This window comes from Bifidobacterium mellis (assembly GCF_000967265.1).
Classification (GTDB): Bacteria; Actinomycetota; Actinomycetes; order Actinomycetales; family Bifidobacteriaceae; genus Bombiscardovia; species Bombiscardovia mellis.
The window spans coordinates 131,272-147,230 of the sequence record NZ_KQ033884.1 but is presented as its reverse complement, the minus strand read 5'-3'; the positions used below and the strand labels follow the sequence as shown (position 1 = coordinate 147,230).

The 15,959-nt window shown below is 62.3% G+C and carries 11 protein-coding genes; 3 read left to right on the top strand and 8 right to left on the bottom strand.

Annotation, left to right across the window (positions count from 1 at the left end; genetic code table 11):
• Positions 1 to 18: 18 nt before the first annotated feature.
• On the bottom strand, positions 19 to 1,215 hold the full coding sequence (locus tag JF70_RS00480) for an ABC transporter substrate-binding protein (RefSeq protein ID WP_420042880.1): 1,197 nt from the start codon (positions 1,213 to 1,215) through the stop codon (positions 19 to 21).
• A gap of 266 nt (positions 1,216 to 1,481) precedes the next feature.
• On the opposite strand from JF70_RS00480, the gene JF70_RS00475 reads away from it, so the two are divergent.
• Positions 1,482 to 2,762, top strand: a complete 1,281-nt coding sequence (locus JF70_RS00475; protein WP_052690639.1) for an ROK family transcriptional regulator — start codon at positions 1,482 to 1,484, stop codon at positions 2,760 to 2,762.
• 22 nt (positions 2,763 to 2,784) lie between these two features.
• On the opposite strand, the gene JF70_RS00470 is transcribed toward JF70_RS00475, so the two are convergent.
• Both JF70_RS00470 and JF70_RS00465 read right to left on the bottom strand, forming a co-directional pair.
• Positions 2,785 to 5,010, bottom strand: a complete 2,226-nt coding sequence (locus JF70_RS00470; protein ID WP_045934866.1) for an alpha-galactosidase — start codon at positions 5,008 to 5,010, stop codon at positions 2,785 to 2,787.
• A gap of 176 nt (positions 5,011 to 5,186) precedes the next feature.
• The gene (locus tag JF70_RS00465; protein WP_045934865.1) at positions 5,187 to 6,161 is read right to left on the bottom strand and encodes a ketopantoate reductase family protein; all 975 of its coding nucleotides are present in this window, start codon (positions 6,159 to 6,161) and stop codon (positions 5,187 to 5,189) included.
• Positions 6,162 to 6,272: 111 nt separating this feature from the next.
• On the opposite strand from JF70_RS00465, the gene JF70_RS00460 reads away from it, so the two are divergent.
• On the top strand, positions 6,273 to 7,211 hold the full coding sequence (locus JF70_RS00460; RefSeq protein ID WP_269420523.1) for a sulfite exporter TauE/SafE family protein: 939 nt from the start codon (positions 6,273 to 6,275) through the stop codon (positions 7,209 to 7,211).
• A 10-nt stretch (positions 7,212 to 7,221) separates the two neighbouring features.
• On the opposite strand, the gene JF70_RS00455 is transcribed toward JF70_RS00460, so the two are convergent.
• Both JF70_RS00455 and JF70_RS00450 read right to left on the bottom strand, forming a co-directional pair.
• Positions 7,222 to 7,650, bottom strand: a complete 429-nt coding sequence (locus tag JF70_RS00455; RefSeq protein WP_045934863.1) for a nucleoside deaminase — start codon at positions 7,648 to 7,650, stop codon at positions 7,222 to 7,224.
• A gap of 59 nt (positions 7,651 to 7,709) precedes the next feature.
• Positions 7,710 to 10,496 carry a cation-translocating P-type ATPase gene (locus JF70_RS00450; RefSeq protein WP_231578748.1) on the bottom strand — a complete coding sequence of 929 codons (2,787 nt, stop codon included), beginning with the start codon at positions 10,494 to 10,496 and terminating at the stop codon, positions 7,710 to 7,712.
• 522 nt (positions 10,497 to 11,018) lie between these two features.
• Here JF70_RS00450 and JF70_RS00445 point away from each other — a divergent pair.
• Positions 11,019 to 13,250 carry a cation:proton antiporter gene (locus JF70_RS00445; protein WP_045934861.1) on the top strand — a complete coding sequence of 744 codons (2,232 nt, stop codon included), beginning with the start codon at positions 11,019 to 11,021 and terminating at the stop codon, positions 13,248 to 13,250.
• 6 nt (positions 13,251 to 13,256) lie between these two features.
• Here JF70_RS00445 and JF70_RS00440 read toward each other — a convergent pair whose 3' ends face one another.
• From JF70_RS00440 to JF70_RS00430, 3 genes are all read right to left on the bottom strand, one after another.
• Positions 13,257 to 14,012 carry an alpha/beta hydrolase gene (locus tag JF70_RS00440; RefSeq protein WP_045934860.1) on the bottom strand — a complete coding sequence of 252 codons (756 nt, stop codon included), beginning with the start codon at positions 14,010 to 14,012 and terminating at the stop codon, positions 13,257 to 13,259.
• Between the two features lie 31 nt (positions 14,013 to 14,043).
• Positions 14,044 to 14,853, bottom strand: coding sequence for a hypothetical protein (locus JF70_RS00435; RefSeq protein ID WP_045934859.1), 810 nt, complete (start codon positions 14,851 to 14,853; stop codon positions 14,044 to 14,046).
• Positions 14,854 to 15,056: 203 nt separating this feature from the next.
• A complete protein-coding gene (locus JF70_RS00430; RefSeq protein WP_045934889.1) occupies positions 15,057 to 15,290 on the bottom strand; it encodes a DUF2188 domain-containing protein in 234 nt (77 codons plus the stop codon).
• Positions 15,291 to 15,959 lie beyond the last annotated feature (669 nt).

Sequence of the window (15,959 nt, the reverse complement as noted above, 5' to 3'; positions counted from 1 at the left end):
ATGAATCCCGACCTTTCATCATTGGAAGTTCCTTGCCTGGACCTTGTCCCATTCGTTCTGCATGGAACCGATGAAGCCATCCACATCCCCCTTGGTGACCATGGTCTGCAGGTAGCCGCCGATATTGATGGAAGAGGGAATGTAATGGTCGCAGAAGTCGGCCAGTCGGTTCTGCTGGAAGAAGGGAAGAACCCCGTTCAGGGCCGGATCGCCTGCCTCCACCTTTCTGGTCGGCGTGAAGGCCGTCTGGGCTTTTGCATACGTGCGCAGCTGCCGGGGCCGCATCAGATAACGGATCAGCCGCATGGCCTCCTTGGGATGCTTGGTGGTGGCACCCATGGTCAGCATGACATCGTCACCAGCCGTCAGTATCTGCCGGGAGGGGGAATCATTCGCAGGCATCTGGGCGAATCCGAGGTCCACATCCGGATTAATCATCCTGATTTGCGGTATGGCGTATGTTCCCAGGGGAAGAATCGCCACCTTGCCCTTGGCCATGTTTTGAGTGCCCTGCTGGTAGGTAACGCCCTTGTCGCCGGTGGAATGGCTGAAGAGCTCGACCTCGCGCCGGGCCGGCTGTGTCCACAGGGTCTTGAAATCGGTTTTCCCAGCCAGAAGATCCCTGTACCTGCTCTCAGGGACCAGGGTACCTGCCAGAGACGCCAAGGGAGCCTGGGCGGTCCAGGAATCGGAGAGAGTGCCCTGCACAGGTTCGATGCCCTGATCCTTGAACCTGTCCATGACTGCCGTGAACTCCGACCATGTGCGCGGCGGATTGTCAGGGTCGACCCCCGCCTTTCGCCAAAGCGTCTTGTTGTATATGTACCCGCTGGCGTTGCCGGCAAAGGGCAGGCCATACAGGCGCTTGGCCGAAGGATCCTTGGTCTGGACCAGATTCCTGGCTATCGACACCATGCCCGGGTTGAGCTCCTTGACCAGGGGATCGTCGGTGAAATCATGGAAGACCCCGGATGCCGCGAACATGCCGAAGCTGATATCACCGTTGAAGGTAATGACATCAGGCACCCGGTTTTTGACCAGACGGGTGCGCAAATCCGTCTGGGCGTCGGCCGAATTGTTGATGTTCACCCTGATGTCGGGATTCTCCTTCTCGAATTGCGCCACCATGGCCTTGAACTGGTCGGCGGCCTCGAACTTGAACTGGAAGAAATCCAGAGTGACCAGGTTTGAATCCGCGGAACCGCAGCCCGCCATGGCCACGAGAGTCAACAGAGCCAGGAGTGAGGCGACTCCGTTGCGAATCCAGGCCGATATTCGACCAAGCCCGGATCCTTCCTTACTGCCAATATCCTTCATGTTTGGCTCCTTTACCATCCACACGGGCAACAACGACCTAGATGATTCTGCGAACCAGCATAGGGGACCGGGATATTTCATTCCCAGCTCTGGCGAGTTCCTTTCGTTAAGAAAGTAATTAAGGTAGGCTGTTCAGTATAGGGGTTTGTCCGTGAGGAGGCACCGTGGCCGACAGAGACAACCGGGGATCAGACCATCACGAGGACGCTGACCGCCCAGGGGAAGCACGGCCGTTCCCGGCCTGGTTCACGGCCTCCAGATACACCCACCGCATCGCCGTCGAGATCCTCCAGCACGGCCCGATCTCCAGAGTGGCTCTGGCACGGCGATTCAACCTCACCCAGGGCGCCGTATCGCGCATCACCAACGATCTGACCCATCTCGGGGTCATCCGGGAAGCCGGCACACTGCTGCAGGCGGACGAACCAGGAAGACAGGATGGCCGCAAGCTTAGTCCCAGTAGCGTAGGCAGACCGCAGCAGGCCCTGGTCATCCGCCGGGAAGCCAAGACCTTCATCGGCATAAACCTTCACGGTGGCACCGCGCTGGCCACGGCGACGGACCTGGCCTGCCGACCCGTCGGCCGGTCCCACAGTCATCACATTCGGCAACGGAGCCCGGGCCAGGTCGTAAGGATGCTGTCAGACCTTACTCAGGATTGCGTGCGCGAGATCAGCCAGGCCGGACTGCCCAGCCCCTCCGGCCTGGCCATCTCCCTGGGCGGACGAGCGGAGGGAGACAGGGTCGTCACCTATGCCCCCTTCCTGCATTGGAGCGAACCCGTTAATCTTGCAAGCGAGATGGAGAACACATGTGATCTGCCTTGTCTGGTCTTCAATGACCTCGATGCCCTGGCCCTGTACGAAGGATGGTTTGGCGAGGGCATCGGGCTGGACCGATTCGCTCTGATCACCATGGGATCCGGCATTGGCTATGCCTTAAGCGAGCACGGCGTGCCCGTCTCCTCGCCGGATGAGGGTTTTGGGCTGATTGGCCATCAGCTGGTGGATCCGGATGGGCCGGTCTGCTATTTGGGCCATCGCGGCTGCGCCCAGTGCCTGACTACAGGTTCCCTGGCTGAACAGTACTCGCATGCCATCGGGCGGGCCGCCAGCCTTGACAGGTTGGTCAAAGACCTGGAGGAGGACATGCCGCAGGCGGAGACCCTGCTCAATCTGACCGGCTATCGGCTAGGGGTGCTGATCGCCCTGGTGGCCAACGTGGCCCTGCCCGACAAGGTTCTGGTGGGCGGGGAGACTTCATATTTGATGAAGAGATGCATCGAATCCGTACGCAAGGGCACGGCCTCATTCCGCCACAGCCAGATGGTCGAGGTCCCCGTGAAAATCATTGACGGCGACTGGCTCCGCTGGGCCCAAGCCCCCGCTGCCAGAGCAATCGCCCGGTACCTGCAGGGTCCCGAAGAGGCCGATAAGCCCGAATGAATCGGGAAACGACTGGACGGAGTCAGCTACGGCTCGCTTCAAAGATCACTGCCTCCGCCGGGTGGATGACCGGCGGCCGGATTCCCTGAGCGCCCAAGGCCGCACCCGGGAGGACCACGCCTTGGGGACGCCACCAGGTCAGAGGGCTTTGCCCGTTGCCGATCCGATCCAGGTCACAGCAGACATCCAAGGGCCTGACCCGGTAATCAGCACCGGGATCAAGGCCGGGTAGCGCCAGAGGTTGCGGAGGGTAATTGACCGAAGAGGTCAACTGGGTGAAGCGGTAGAGCGCCTGAGAGCCGTCAGCAGAGACCACCCCATCCAAGCGGACTGCAGGGTCCGGTGCGTCGCCGTGGACTACATGCCCGGTGTGCAGCATCAGCCGCCACCGCTTATACAGATCGATCCACCGCCCCAGCTCATCCAGCTGATCCTGGGGTACAGCGAGCAGGTTCCACTCCACGCCCATATGTCCGAAGAAAGCCGTGGCCGCACGCAGACCGAGCGAGGTGGCGCGGCCTGTGGTATGAGACGGGGAATCACCCACATGCTCACCCATCATCTCCGGCGGCACCAGCAGGGATGTGTACCTCTGGATGTCGGCCCGCTCGACCGGATCAACGCAGTCCGAGACCCAGACCCTGTCGGCATATTGCAATACGCCCAGATCGATGCGGGCGCCCCCTGAAGCGCAGGACTCAATCTCCAAGCCGGGATGCCTGGTTTTCAGGTCACGCATGATTCCATAGACCGCCTCGGTCTGCGCATGCACGGCAGGACGTCCTGACCGGGGAGAGCAGGCCTCGGTCACATAACGATTATGGTCCCATTTGATGTAGTCGATGCCCATAAGCGCAATGAGCGAGTCCATGGCATCGAACACATGGGCATAGGCATCGGGATTGGTCAGATCCATGACCTGCTGGTTGCGGCCTTCGACAGGCAGCCGGGAAGGCCCCGGGGACAGGGCCCAGTCAGGATGATCGCGGAAGACGTTTGAGTCCGGACTGATCATCTCGGGCTCGAACCAGAGGCCGAATTCCATTCCCAGCTGATGCACCCTGGCGGCCAGGGCTTCCAGGCTCTTAGGCCCCTCGGGCCATACCTGCCGATCGATGGACCAGTCCCCCAGCCCGGCCTCATCCGAACGCCTGCCCTGGAACCATCCGTCATCAACGACAAAGCGCTCCACGCCTATACGGGCCGCCTGCTCGGCCAGGGCGGCCAGCTTGTCATAGGACTGGTCGAAGTAGACCGCCTCCCAGGTGTTCAGGGTGACGGGCCTGGGACGTGAGGCCAACCCAGGATGTAGGGACCGAAGGAAAGCATGATACCTATTGGCCGCCTGGTCCAGCCCCTTGCCCCGGGAACCATAGAGCCAGGGCGTGGAATACGCCGGCTGGTCGGAATGACCGCCAGCAGGAGGAAGCGTGATCTCCCCGGCCATCAGAATCTCACCGCCGCCCAACAAGGCGGGAGCCGAAGGAATCCGCTCGGCGCTGAGCAGACCATTGCCGCTCCAGCCCAAGTGGACCGTGTATACCTCATCATGCTCGAATCCGAACCCGGGTCGACCAGCACACATGAGCAGGGAGGAATCAAAATCCGGCCGACCCACCAGGCTTGGACGCTCCAGACGGCCTACGGTCAAGGGCTGGCGTTGCGGACTGCGCTCGCGCAGGTGGTGACCGGTGGTGGTCAGAATCTCGGTCGCCTCAGCCGGCAAAGGAAAAGCCAGCTCCAAGCCGTTGACATCCAAATCTTTGACCGCATCCATGTTGAACAGGTCCGCACGCTGCCTGACCAGACCGGACGACAGCACCTGGCAACGCCAGGTCAGTGCCACGCCCTGATCCCGGTCGCAAGCCCGGACCGTCAAAGTCGGTGCAGTCAAGTCCTCGGACAGGACCGGAGCTGTACCCAGATCGACTGATTCCACCTGGAAGCAGCAAAAGACCTCAACACCACCACGACTGACACACAGTCGGCGCTGTCCGGTCCAAGCCTCGGACTGGGTCGGGAGGATGCTGGGCCAAGCCGTCAGGTCCAGGCCTCCCGAGATCCGCTGCGGGGCCAGGGCATCGTAGGTTCCCAGAAGGGCCTGCGGATCGGCCACCGGATCGCCCCAGTGAACAATCCTCGGCAGACCTTTCCCTGGGAAGAGGACAGCAAGGGACAGCCCGGACTGCTCCATGTAAACCAACCTGAGGGAAACCCCCCGATTTGATTTACTCTGATAGGACCCCATCCTTGGGCCGCCGCGATGATCCTCCATGACACCTCCGCCATAAGCCCGGCGATGCCGGTCGCCGAAACTGATGAATCAGGCTCCATGCTAGGGACCCGCGGCTAACTTGTCTGGAAGGGCGTGTTTTCCTTACTTGGGAAAGTAATTCATGGAAATCCACTCAGCGGCCGTTCACATCACCCCTGGTCGGCCTGCTCCTCATGATGGACGCGGAAGGCCAGCTCGGCCAGATGTACGCCGTGGGTGAGGAACTCCTGGGTCCGGCAGACGTAGTCATGCTCGCGGCCCAGGCGCGCCAGGTAGCCGTTGATGTAATCCACCTCGGTCGGACGGCCCTTGGACATGTCCTGGTACATGGAGGGGTAGTGGAGCGGGTTGCCCACGCGGCTGACGTAATCCACCTCGTCCAGGGTCTCCTGACGGGTCTGAATCAGCTGCTTGCCGGCCCGCTCGCAGGCGTCATAGGCCTCGTCGATCAGCTGGCGGGACATATCCTTGGCGCCCGGGTAGGAGATGAACTGGCCCATGGTGATCTGATACATGGTGCAGATGGTGTTGACCACCGAGTTGAAGATGATCTTGGCCAGGCAGGTGCCCTCGAAGTTCTCGGTCAGGATGGGGTTGAGGTTGGCGGCCTTGAAGTCCTCGGCCATCCGGCGCTCTAGGTCGGTGGTCTCCTCGGTCATGGCGCACAGGTGCATGGAACCGGCCCCGGACTTACCGATGAAGTCCACGTCGCCGGGCCCGTTGAGGACAGTGCCGATCATGGCCGTGCCGCCGTAGATGCGTTCCTTGGGGAAGTACTTGAGCAGCTTGTCGAAGTGCCCCCAGCCGTTCATGGCCGAGAAGACCACCTGATGGTCGCGGAAGAGCGGTGCGCAACGCTCCAGGACAGCCTCCAGCTGCATCTGCTTGAGCATGACGATCCAGACGTCGGGGTCGCCCTTGTAGTCCTCGGGGGTGTAAATGTTGACGGGCACCAAATGCCGATTCTCATGATCGCGGGAAACATAGACGCCTCCCTGGTCATGAACCTTGTCGATATTGGGCATCCAGGTATCCACGAAATCCACCTGCAGGCCGGCCTGCTCCTGTAGCAGCACGCCCAGACGATAGCCCATGGCTCCGGCACCGATGACCGTATAACGCATCGAAACACACCCTCTTTGTTCTCTTGATCAGACGACGCACCTCCGGGGACCGGCCCGGGGGATACCAAGCAGTATGCCGAGACGGCAGAAGGGAACCGAGACAACGGTCGCATGGTGGACATAAGGACTGGAATACCCCCGGATTCCTGCACCTTGGAGGACTTTGCCGCATACGCGGACATCCTGTCATCCCGGAGAAAACGTCGACCTAGGCTGGAACCCATGCAGAAAGAGCAGAGCGGAGCCGGAAGGATGGACCGGCGGACCCTGGCCATCCTGGTCCTGGTGGGCGTGATCAGCGGATTCCTGTCGGGGATGTTCGGCATCGGCGGCGGATCGATCATCGTACCGGCCCTGGTGTGGACCGGACTGCAGCAACGGCAGGCCTCGGCCACCTCGCTGGCCTCCATGATCCCGATGTCGCTGGCAGGGGTGGCCTCCTACGCCCTGGGCGGGCATGTGGACTGGCTGGCCGCCCTGCTGCTGGCCGTGGGCACGGTCATTGGGGCGCAGATCGGCACCTGGCTGCTGGACCGGCTTCCTGAGGTGATACTCAGGTGGCTCTACGTGGGCTTCCTGATGGCCGTCATTGCCCAACAGCTGCTGTCCACACCCTCCAGGGAGAGCAGCATCCGGCTGAGCCCGGCGGTGGCCTTGATCATTCTGCTGGTCGGCGTCCTGATCGGAACCCTGTCAGGGTTGCTGGGCGTTGGGGGCGGAGCCATCGCAGTACCGGCCCTGGCCCTGCTGGGCGCCAGCGACCTGATCGCCAGGGGAACCTCCCTGCTGGCCATCCTGCCCAGTTCATTGTCAGGGACGTTCACCAACCTGCGCCACCACCTGGTCCACGCCGGTCAGGGGCTGCTTCTGGGAATCGTGGCCGCACTGATGACACCGGTGGGCACCTGGGCGGCCTCAGGGGTCAGCGCACGGGTGGGCGCCAATCTGTTCGCCGCCTACCTCTGTCTGATTGTTTTGCGCTGCATCTGGGCGGCCCTCCAGGTCACCCCGGCCTTCCAGCGGTACAGGGCCAATCACAACCCCCGCTGAAAAACGGGACTCAGTCCTGGCGGTGCCGGGCGAAGAAGCCGGCAAGGATCCCGGCGCATGCCTGTTCACACACACCGCCCAGCACCTCGACCTTCGTTCCGGTGTGCGGGTCACGGGGCAGATCCCAAACCGACCCGCAGGCCCCCATCTTGGGATCCCAGGCGCCGAAGACCACCCTGCTGAAGTGGCAGGCCATCAGCGCTCCTGCACACATGGGGCAGGGCTCCAGGGTGACGACCATGGTGCACCCTGCCAAATCCCAGCCCGCGTCGGATTTCCTGATGGCCTCCATCTCGGCGTGGGCCAGGGGACGGCCCAGGGCCTGCCGCTGGTTGAAGCCCCGGCCGATGACCCGGTCCGAGGCATCCAAGACCAGGGCGCCCACGGGCACATCCCCCCGGTCTCCGGCTATGCCGGCCAGCCGCAGGGCCTCCTCCATGGGCGCCTTCCACCGTTCTTGCACGGGTTCAGTCTGACAGTCCAGCCCGACAGGTCGGTTCAGTTGATCATGCCCGCGATGCGGCGGCGCACATGGTGCAGATGGCCCTTGGGCCGCCCCGACGTGTCGATGCCACGCTTGGCCAGGAAGGCACGAACCATCTTGTCGCCCTCGCTGAAGATCAGGACCGTCAGCCCAATCACCAGGCAGATGAGCCACTGGCTTGCGCTCAAGGGGGCCATGCCCAGAACGCCCGCAACCGGAGCCAGATACATGGCCCCCGCATGGATGCCCAGGGCCACGAACGAAGCCACCAGGAGGAAGGTGTTGTCCAAGGGGTTGAGCTGGAAGATCAGCCTGTTCTCGGACCGGGCCGACATGGCGACGAAGAAGTTGAAAAGGACCAGCAGGGTCAGGGCGATGGTCCGGGCGTGGGCCAGATCCATTCCCGCGTTGATGTTGAGGCGGAAGAGGACCAGGATGCAGGTGGCCATCCAGAGCCCGCAGACGGCCAGTCGCGCCCAGAGCACCCGCGAGAGCAGGCCCTCTCCAGACGAACGTGGGGGCGACTCCAGTTCATCTCCGTTGCCTGGTTCGAATCCCAGGGCAATATCCTGGACACCGTTGGTCACGAAGTTGATCCAGAGCATCTGCAGGGGCAGGAAGAGCAGGGGCTCCTCGGAGATTACATTGACCCCCACGGCGATCATGGCGGCTGCAGCCGTGGACAGGAGGAAGTAGGCGGACCCGCGGATGGCCTTGAAGATGACCCTCCCCTGGCGCACGGCCTGGGTGATGGTGACGAAGTTGTCGTCGGTCAGAACCACATCGCTGGCCTCCCGGGCCACATCGGTGCCGGAACGGCCCATGGCGATGCCTACCGAAGCAGCTTTCAGGGCCGGGGCATCATTGACGCCGTCGCCGGTCACGGCCACCACATGGCCCTCATCCTGCAGGGCTTCCACAATGCGCAGCTTGTCCTGGGGGGAGACGCGGGCGGCGATGGAGGTCTCGCGCAGACGGGCCCGGAGGACCTCGTCGCTCATCTCCAGCATCTCGCTGCCGGTCAGCGCCTGGTCGGTATTCTCAAGGCCCAGTCGGCGGCCTATGGCGGCTGCGGTCACCGGGTGGTCGCCGGTGATCATGACCACACGGATGCCGGCCCCGGCGCAGTCGGCGATGGCCTCGCGCACGCCGGGACGAGGCGGGTCGAGCATGCCCTCGAGCCCCAGGAAGGTCAGGTCGTCGGGCCGACGGCGGGAGGCGGGATCCTGGTCGGAGGAAAGGACCCTGCTGGCCACGCCTATGACACGTAGCCCCTGGGAACCCATGGCCTCGTAGGACTTGTGGACGGCCTGGGTGTCCAGGGGAACAACCTGGCCATCCGGGTCCAGCATGGTTCGGCTCATGGCCATGACCGCGTCCGGGGCGCCCTTGACATATTGGGTCAGGGTGCCGTCCGGGCTGCGGCGGATGGTCATGGAGTGGAGCAGCTCCGGCTCGTAGGGGGTCTCCATGACGATAGGAGCCTCCAGGTCTTCGGTGGTCACGGCACCGGTCTGGTCGGCCAGACGGGCCATGGCCATATCGACCGCGTCGCCACTGTATTCGATGCCGCCTTCTTCATTCGGCTGCCGATGGGCCTCATTGGTCAGAGCCCCGGCCCGGGCGAGGGCGGCCAGACCGCGCATCCGGTCGTCACCGGATACAGCAGCTGCACCCAGGTCCATACCCTCGACGGGGACCGGCTGGCCGCCACCCAGGGTGAACTGTTCCACGGTCATGCGGTTCTGGGTCAGCGTGCCGGTCTTGTCCGAGCCGATGACGGTGATGGAGCCCAGGGTTTCAACGGCCGGCAGCGAACGGACGATGGCATGGTATTCGGCCATCCTCGAAACCCCCAAGGCCATGGCCACGGTCAGCACGATGGGCAGGGCCTCGGGCATGGAGGCCACCACCAGGGAGACTGCGGACAGGAAGGCCCCGGTGGCGTCGCCATTGAGGATGGCTCCGCCGATGAAGACGAAGATGGCCACCAGGATGACGGCGACGGCGATGCCCACCTCGGTACGGTGGATGATCCGCTGCAGGGGCGTGCGGCCCTTGGCCACGTGGACCAGATCGTTGATCTCGCCCAGCTCGGTGTCGGAACCGGTGGCCACCACCAGCCCCCGTCCACGGCCACTGGTGACCATGGTGCCCGAGAAGGCCATGCAGTGCCTGTCGCCCAGGGCTGCATCGCGGTCCACGGGGTCCGTATTCTTCTTGGCATCCTCGCTCTCGCCCGTCAGCATGGCCTCGTCGATGCGCAGGTGGAGGGCCTCGATCAGCCTCAGGTCGGCGGGGATGCGGTCGCCGCTCTCCAGGAGGACCAGATCGCCCGGAACCAGCTGGTCGGCGTCAATCTGCTCCATCCGGCCCTGGCGCACCACCCGTGTGGTGGGGGTGGACAGGGTGGTCAGGGCCTCCACGGCCTTGTCGGCCTTGGACTCCTGCACATAGCCGATGATGGCATTGAGGAAAAGGACCAGGAATATGGCCGCAGCGTCCACATAGTGCTGCAGAAAAATGGTGATGATGCCGCAGACCATCAGGACGGCGATCAGGGGGCCGGCGAACTGCTCCAGGAAGAGCTTCCAACGGGGTTTGGTCTGGGCCTCGGCCAGGCTGTTGGGCCCGAAGAGCTCCAGTCGGCGTGCGCTCTCCTGCGTATCCAAACCCTGGTCCCCGGTGTGCAGGGTGTCCAGCACAGCCGAGGTCTCCAGGCTATGCCAGTCGGTGTCGTCGAAACGCATGTCGGACCCTGCTGCCGCAGCGTTCTGATTCTTAATGTTTGTAGACGTCATGGATGATGTCATCGGTCAACCTGGCCTTTCCAAACCGGATCGGTCATTTGTCCCCGCATGCGACCCTCTGCAGTCGTTCTTGCAATCTTCCTTCCGGACCGGGGGATGTCCAAAAGCATCGGGGAAACAATAGCGTGCACGCAAGTCCCCGGGGTCAAGAGATGGGGCTCCATGATCAACCGCCGCAAGCGGTGCACCTCTGGGAGGTTCGGAGCCTTCCCGGTTTTCACGAGTATACCGATTGAGCCGGCCTTTCATGCGCTTACGAGGGGTCCACGGGCCGGATTTTCACAAATGTTCGCCTATCGCGAGCGCAGTCTGTCCACCATTTTGGCTTGAGGTGTCAACTTAGCGCACATTGTCCATTAATGCTGTTCCTGGATATCCCCATTCCGTATAATGGACTGTGCGACGTCGATCCTCATGCGACCCTGCACTCGGAGATTCCTTCATTGGTCGAACGAACCCTGCTAGTCGGGCCTGCGGCAGCCCGCCCGGGATTGCGTGGCGGAAAGGAAGCCCGTGGAAACATTCATCCTCATTCTGTGCATACTTGCTGCCGTCCTCGTCTCTTCCTTCATTTCCAGATTCATTCCCCGGATCTCCACCCCTCTGGTTCAGATCGTCCTGGGCGCAGTCATGGCCCTGTTGCCCGTTTTCCCACGGATGCGGCTGGACCCTGAGCTGTTCATGGTCCTGTTCATCGCGCCCCTGCTCTACTACGAGGCCCACACCATCAACAAGGTGGAGCTGCTCAAGGGACTGCGATCCTCTCTTTCCCTGGCCATCGGACTGGCCGCCCTGACCATGATCATGGTGGGGGTTATCCTGCATGCCGCCTGGCCCATGTTCCCACTGGCCGCGGCCATGGCCCTGGGCGCCGCCCTGGGGCCCACCGATGCCGTGGCCGTCTCCTCACTAGGGGAGAGCGCCGACCTGACACCGGACGAACATTCAATCCTGGCCGGCGAATCGCTCTTCAACGACGCCACCGGTGTCATCGGCTTCCAGTTCGCCATCCTGGCTACCGTGACCGGCTCCTTCTCCCTGCCCCAGGCCCTGGGCGAGTTCCTCCTCGAGTTCGTGGGTGGCATCGGCTTCGGCCTGATCATGGGCTTTGTGGTCAACTGGCTCTTTGAGTCGGCCCGTCGCCTGGGTTGGGAAACCACCACTACCCGGATCCTGCTGGAGCTCTTCCTGCCTTTCCTGATTTACATGGTCGGACAGGACATCCTGCATGTGTCCGGAGTCCTGGCCGTGGTCTCCACCGGACTGCTGATCCGCTTCGACCACACCGGAGTGGGACCCAATACCTCCAAGGCCAACATCGTCTCGTCCAGCGTCTGGAAGGTGCTCTCCTTCAGCCTCAACGGTGCGGTCTTCGTCCTTCTGGGCATGCTGCTGCCGGCGGCCATGGGCACCAGCTGGCGAGACCGGCGGGTCAGCAACTGGATGCTGGTAGCCACCATCACCGTGGTCTGCCTGACCGTGATCGTGCTGCGCTTCCTCTGGACAGCCAGCGTCCTGATCTTCACCAAGGACCACGAAACCGGCAGCAGGCCACGGATCACATCCAAGCTCCTGAGATCGGCAGCCGTCATGACCTTCGGCGGCCCCAAGGGGACCATCACCCTTTCCCTGGCCCTGACCATCCCCTATATGACCGATGACGGGTCTGCCTTCCCCATGCGCAGCGAGCTGATCTTCGTGGCCGCCGGGGTCATCATCGTCACCCTGGTGCTTGCCAACTTCGCCCTGCCCCTGCTGGCTCCCTCACAGAGCAGCGAGGTGCCGGCCCAACAGGTCGAAAAATCCATCAAGGTGCTCAGGGGCACAGTCCGGGAACTCTCCAGCAGGATCACTGACGAGAACCGGCTGGCCATCCAGCAGGTGATCAAGCAGTACAACCACCGCATCGCCAAGCTCAAGTCCGAGATCGGCCAGTACTCCCCCAAGGACTTCCAGGACCTGCAGGTGCAGACCATGGAGTGGGAGCAGGACTACATGGAGGAGCGGCTCAGCCGGATCGAAGAGGCCCAGGATCAGCTGGAGGAGCGGCTCAGGAACGAGGACGCGGGCATAGAACAGGCACCTGCATCAACGCAGTCTGCCACCGGGGACGAGACCGAGGCCGAGACCAGCACCGAGGCCGAGACCGTAGCCGACAGGGATGCCGACGCCCAGCTGATCGACCGGCGCAGCGAGCGCGGAGACGACCAGGACGAATTGCTGAATCTGCGCAGCCAGGAACAGGCCGCCCGCAGGATCCTGTCCACCATATCCGGATCCCTCTTCCACCTGGACAGGGGCGGTGAGCTCCGCTGGAGGGCCTACACGGCTCGCAGACGACTCAGGGGCCTGCTGCACAGCCAGTTCCACCGACTGAAGCACCTGGCCCAGCCGATCGACAAGGACCGGGTCTACGTGGCAGGACGCCATCTGCAGGCGGAGATGAACCACTTCCTAATTGAAAGGCTCTACTCCGAGCTGGGCAAGGGCCGCTTCAAGACCGAGGACCTGCTGAACACCATCATCAACCACCAGATGATTGAATCCTCGGCGGAGGGAAAGACCGAATACGCGGGGATACCTGCCGTCAGGGATCAGGTGGAGGAGGCCAAGCGCGAGGGCTACGCCATCGAGCTGAGCCAGATCCAGGACATGGTCGAATCCGGGGAGATCTCACGCACGACGGCCAGGAAGATGCGCCGCAACGTCTACGTCATGCAGGTCGACGCCGACTCGGCCCTCTGATCCGATCTACATAAGGCCTGAGGTCACATCGATCTCGCCCAGCCACTGACGAAGGTCGTTCATCTCGCGCATGTCCACGGCATGGTCCAGGTGATCGTACTCGGTGGTGTGCAGCCATACGTGCTCATCCAGCCAGGCGGCCAGGGCGCGGAATTCGTACTTGGGCACCGTGGTGTCATCCGAACCGAAGCCCAGAAAGACCGGCTTGTTCAAGCCAGCCAGGCGTTCATCCGCCGGAGCGGTGCCGGGCACCAGGCCCGGGGCCAGGAACCCGGACAGGCATATGGAGGCCCGGTAGCGCTCTGGGTTGATCCGAAGCAGATGAACGGCCAGCATGGCTCCCTGGGAGAAGCCCATGGCCACCACAGGTCGGTCCTCGGGGATGTTGGCTGAAACCCATGCGTCCACAGCCCGGGCCGCTGCATAGCCATCCCGATCCAGGTCCTCCTGCTCGGGACGCATATCGTGAAACCAGGTGTAGCCGGGGCCGAACATGCCGCGCTCGCTGCCTGGCACCACCATGGGCGCCCGCAGGGATGCGTAGTCGTTGTAGGGGGCCACGTAACGCATCAGGTCGGCCATGTCCTCCTCGTTGGAGCCCCAGCCGTGCATGAGTACAAAAATGGGCCGCGAGGGATTGCCCGTGCCCTGCTTGCGGGACCAACGGACCTGCTCGACCTTGAGCTCCTGCCCAAAGCGTCCGGGCACCACCGTGGAGGGCCGACCCACCAATCCGCCGTCATCCTTTTGTGCTTGATCCATAACTGCCACGATAGTCGACCGGCCCGGTCATTCAATGCTGGCCCATGAGCGGCTCGGCCTGGCCACCCCACTGACTCTGCAGTCCGGTCACCTGGGCCTTGCTACCCACCACCATCCAACGCTTGCCGGTCAGCAGCCATAGATCCTGAGGCTGCAACCCGCCTCCGTAGCGGGAGAGCAGGTCGGGCACGCTGGCGCGGATAGGCCCCTTGGCCAGGGATGCCGCAGAATCGTTATCGAAGACCACGTAGGCCATGGTCGTATCCGTGCAATACCGGGCTTGGGAGATGCCTACATACCCGCCCGGGCTGATGTCATGCCAACCGGAGGCGCACTGTCCGGCAGCCTTGTCGATACCGCCGGTCATGGCCTGGGGCGAGCTGGTGGGCGCTTCGTCACGCGCAGGAGCCTTGATGATGCCCTTGGGGGAAGAGTTGGCAATGAGCAGGCCTGCCAGGGTCAAGAGCATTCCGCAGATCAAAAGAATAATGCCCGCCGAACCCACCGATGGCCGGTTCGGGCCCGGTCCTGAGTGACGGGCTATGATGACCAAAATTATGGTCAAGAGGGCAAAGGCCACGGAGACACCCACCCAGGCGGAGATGCCCACCTGACCTATGACCCCCAGTCTGGAGGGGGCTATGGCATGGGCCAGCAAGGCCGCGCCCGCCAGGGCCGAGACCAGCCCCGTGACCGCCGCAAACCGACTCCAGATGTTGGCATGGGCTATCTGAATAGGACGCTCATCAATATCCGGGCGAGGAGGGTAGGAGGCTGGCAGACCCTCGTCATACCCGCTGTCCGCCAGCCGCTGATCCAGCTGGTTGAAACCATCGGCCATCGACCTCGCCACCTTTCACGGTTGGTTTCAGTCTATGGGGGCAGACACATACAGACCAGCGACGGCGACCAATGCTTCACCATCCCAACATCCTGCCGGGATGATGGATGGGCATATTGGAAGCACATCGTTACTTATCACCGCGACATTCGGCACGTGCACGGGCCCGATTACGGTGAAATGTCACAGAGCCCAGTTGGAGCTCAGCCCTTGATGTCTCGAGGATCCTTCTTGCCTATGGTGCGCTTGTCGCGGATTTTGTTGCCGCCCTTGTTATGGATGTTGACCTCGCCGCCGCCGGACCGGTCCGCAAAGACCTTGGCCTGCTTGGTGGCCTCCGCCTTGGTGGCGAAGGTCCGGGAGACGCGTGAGGCCCCGGCCCGCTTGACTGTCCACAGATCGCGATCCCCGTCATATTGCACGTGATAATCAGCCATGATGGCCGTCCTTTCCATACTTCCCTGTACCCCCTCATCTTCCACTGCCCGACCTGAGGCACCGTGCTTCGACACTCCAGAACTTCCAGGAATATTGTTCATCAATGATGGCGCTAAGAGAGGCTTTCCGCACTGTTGCCGGGCTTGCAACTTTTAGATCAGGTATCGAAGATTCGATTATGGGCAAGAGAATAAAAATGACCAGAGCAAATTACTATGAGGTGATTTAAGTGGAACGAAACTACTGATGTTGAGTTACCTACTTGGATACAGGATCTGGGTTGGATGCATATTCAGGCAAGGTGGACACATCTCCATTAACCTTGAGATTCTAGAGGTTTGAGCAGAGTCCTGTCTGCAACCATAGGCGCGATTGGTTCGCCGATGCGGAAAGCGGCATGCCCAGAAGCCACCAAGTGTTGGTAATAGCTTCGAGGAAGCGCTCCATCAGCTGGTCAGCAGGCGTCACGTCGGCATAGTCGCGGATTGAGTTGACTGGCACCACGTCCTTAATCTCATGTCAACAAGCCAAGCTGCGATATAACTTCCTCACATTGGATGTGGCGAGCAAAAGCCCGCGCATACGCCTCAATCAGACGTGGAAACACAAACAAGGCCACGCCATGATTCGTGCCGTCTTTTGCTATAGTCGCCCAACTTGCAGATCGC

Bases quoted from the DNA above. Each gene is read 5' to 3' on its own strand.
- JF70_RS00480 (WP_420042880.1), bottom strand. From the start codon at position 1,215: ATGGCGGGCTGCGGTTCCGCGGATTCAAACCTGGTCACTCTGGATTTC.
- JF70_RS00465 (WP_045934865.1), bottom strand. From the start codon at position 6,161: ATGCGTTATACGGTCATCGGTGCCGGAGCCATGGGCTATCGTCTGGGC.
- JF70_RS00435 (WP_045934859.1), bottom strand. From the start codon at position 14,853: ATGGCCGATGGTTTCAACCAGCTGGATCAGCGGCTGGCGGACAGCGGG.
- JF70_RS00460 (WP_269420523.1), top strand. From the start codon at position 6,273: ATGGTGGACATAAGGACTGGAATACCCCCGGATTCCTGCACCTTGGAG.
- JF70_RS00450 (WP_231578748.1), bottom strand. From the start codon at position 10,496: ATGACGTCTACAAACATTAAGAATCAGAACGCTGCGGCAGCAGGGTCC.
- JF70_RS00455 (WP_045934863.1), bottom strand. From the start codon at position 7,650: ATGGAGGAGGCCCTGCGGCTGGCCGGCATAGCCGGAGACCGGGGGGAT.
- JF70_RS00430 (WP_045934889.1), bottom strand. From the start codon at position 15,290: ATGGCTGATTATCACGTGCAATATGACGGGGATCGCGATCTGTGGACA.
- JF70_RS00470 (WP_045934866.1), bottom strand. From the start codon at position 5,010: ATGGGGTCCTATCAGAGTAAATCAAATCGGGGGGTTTCCCTCAGGTTG.
- JF70_RS00440 (WP_045934860.1), bottom strand. From the start codon at position 14,012: ATGGATCAAGCACAAAAGGATGACGGCGGATTGGTGGGTCGGCCCTCC.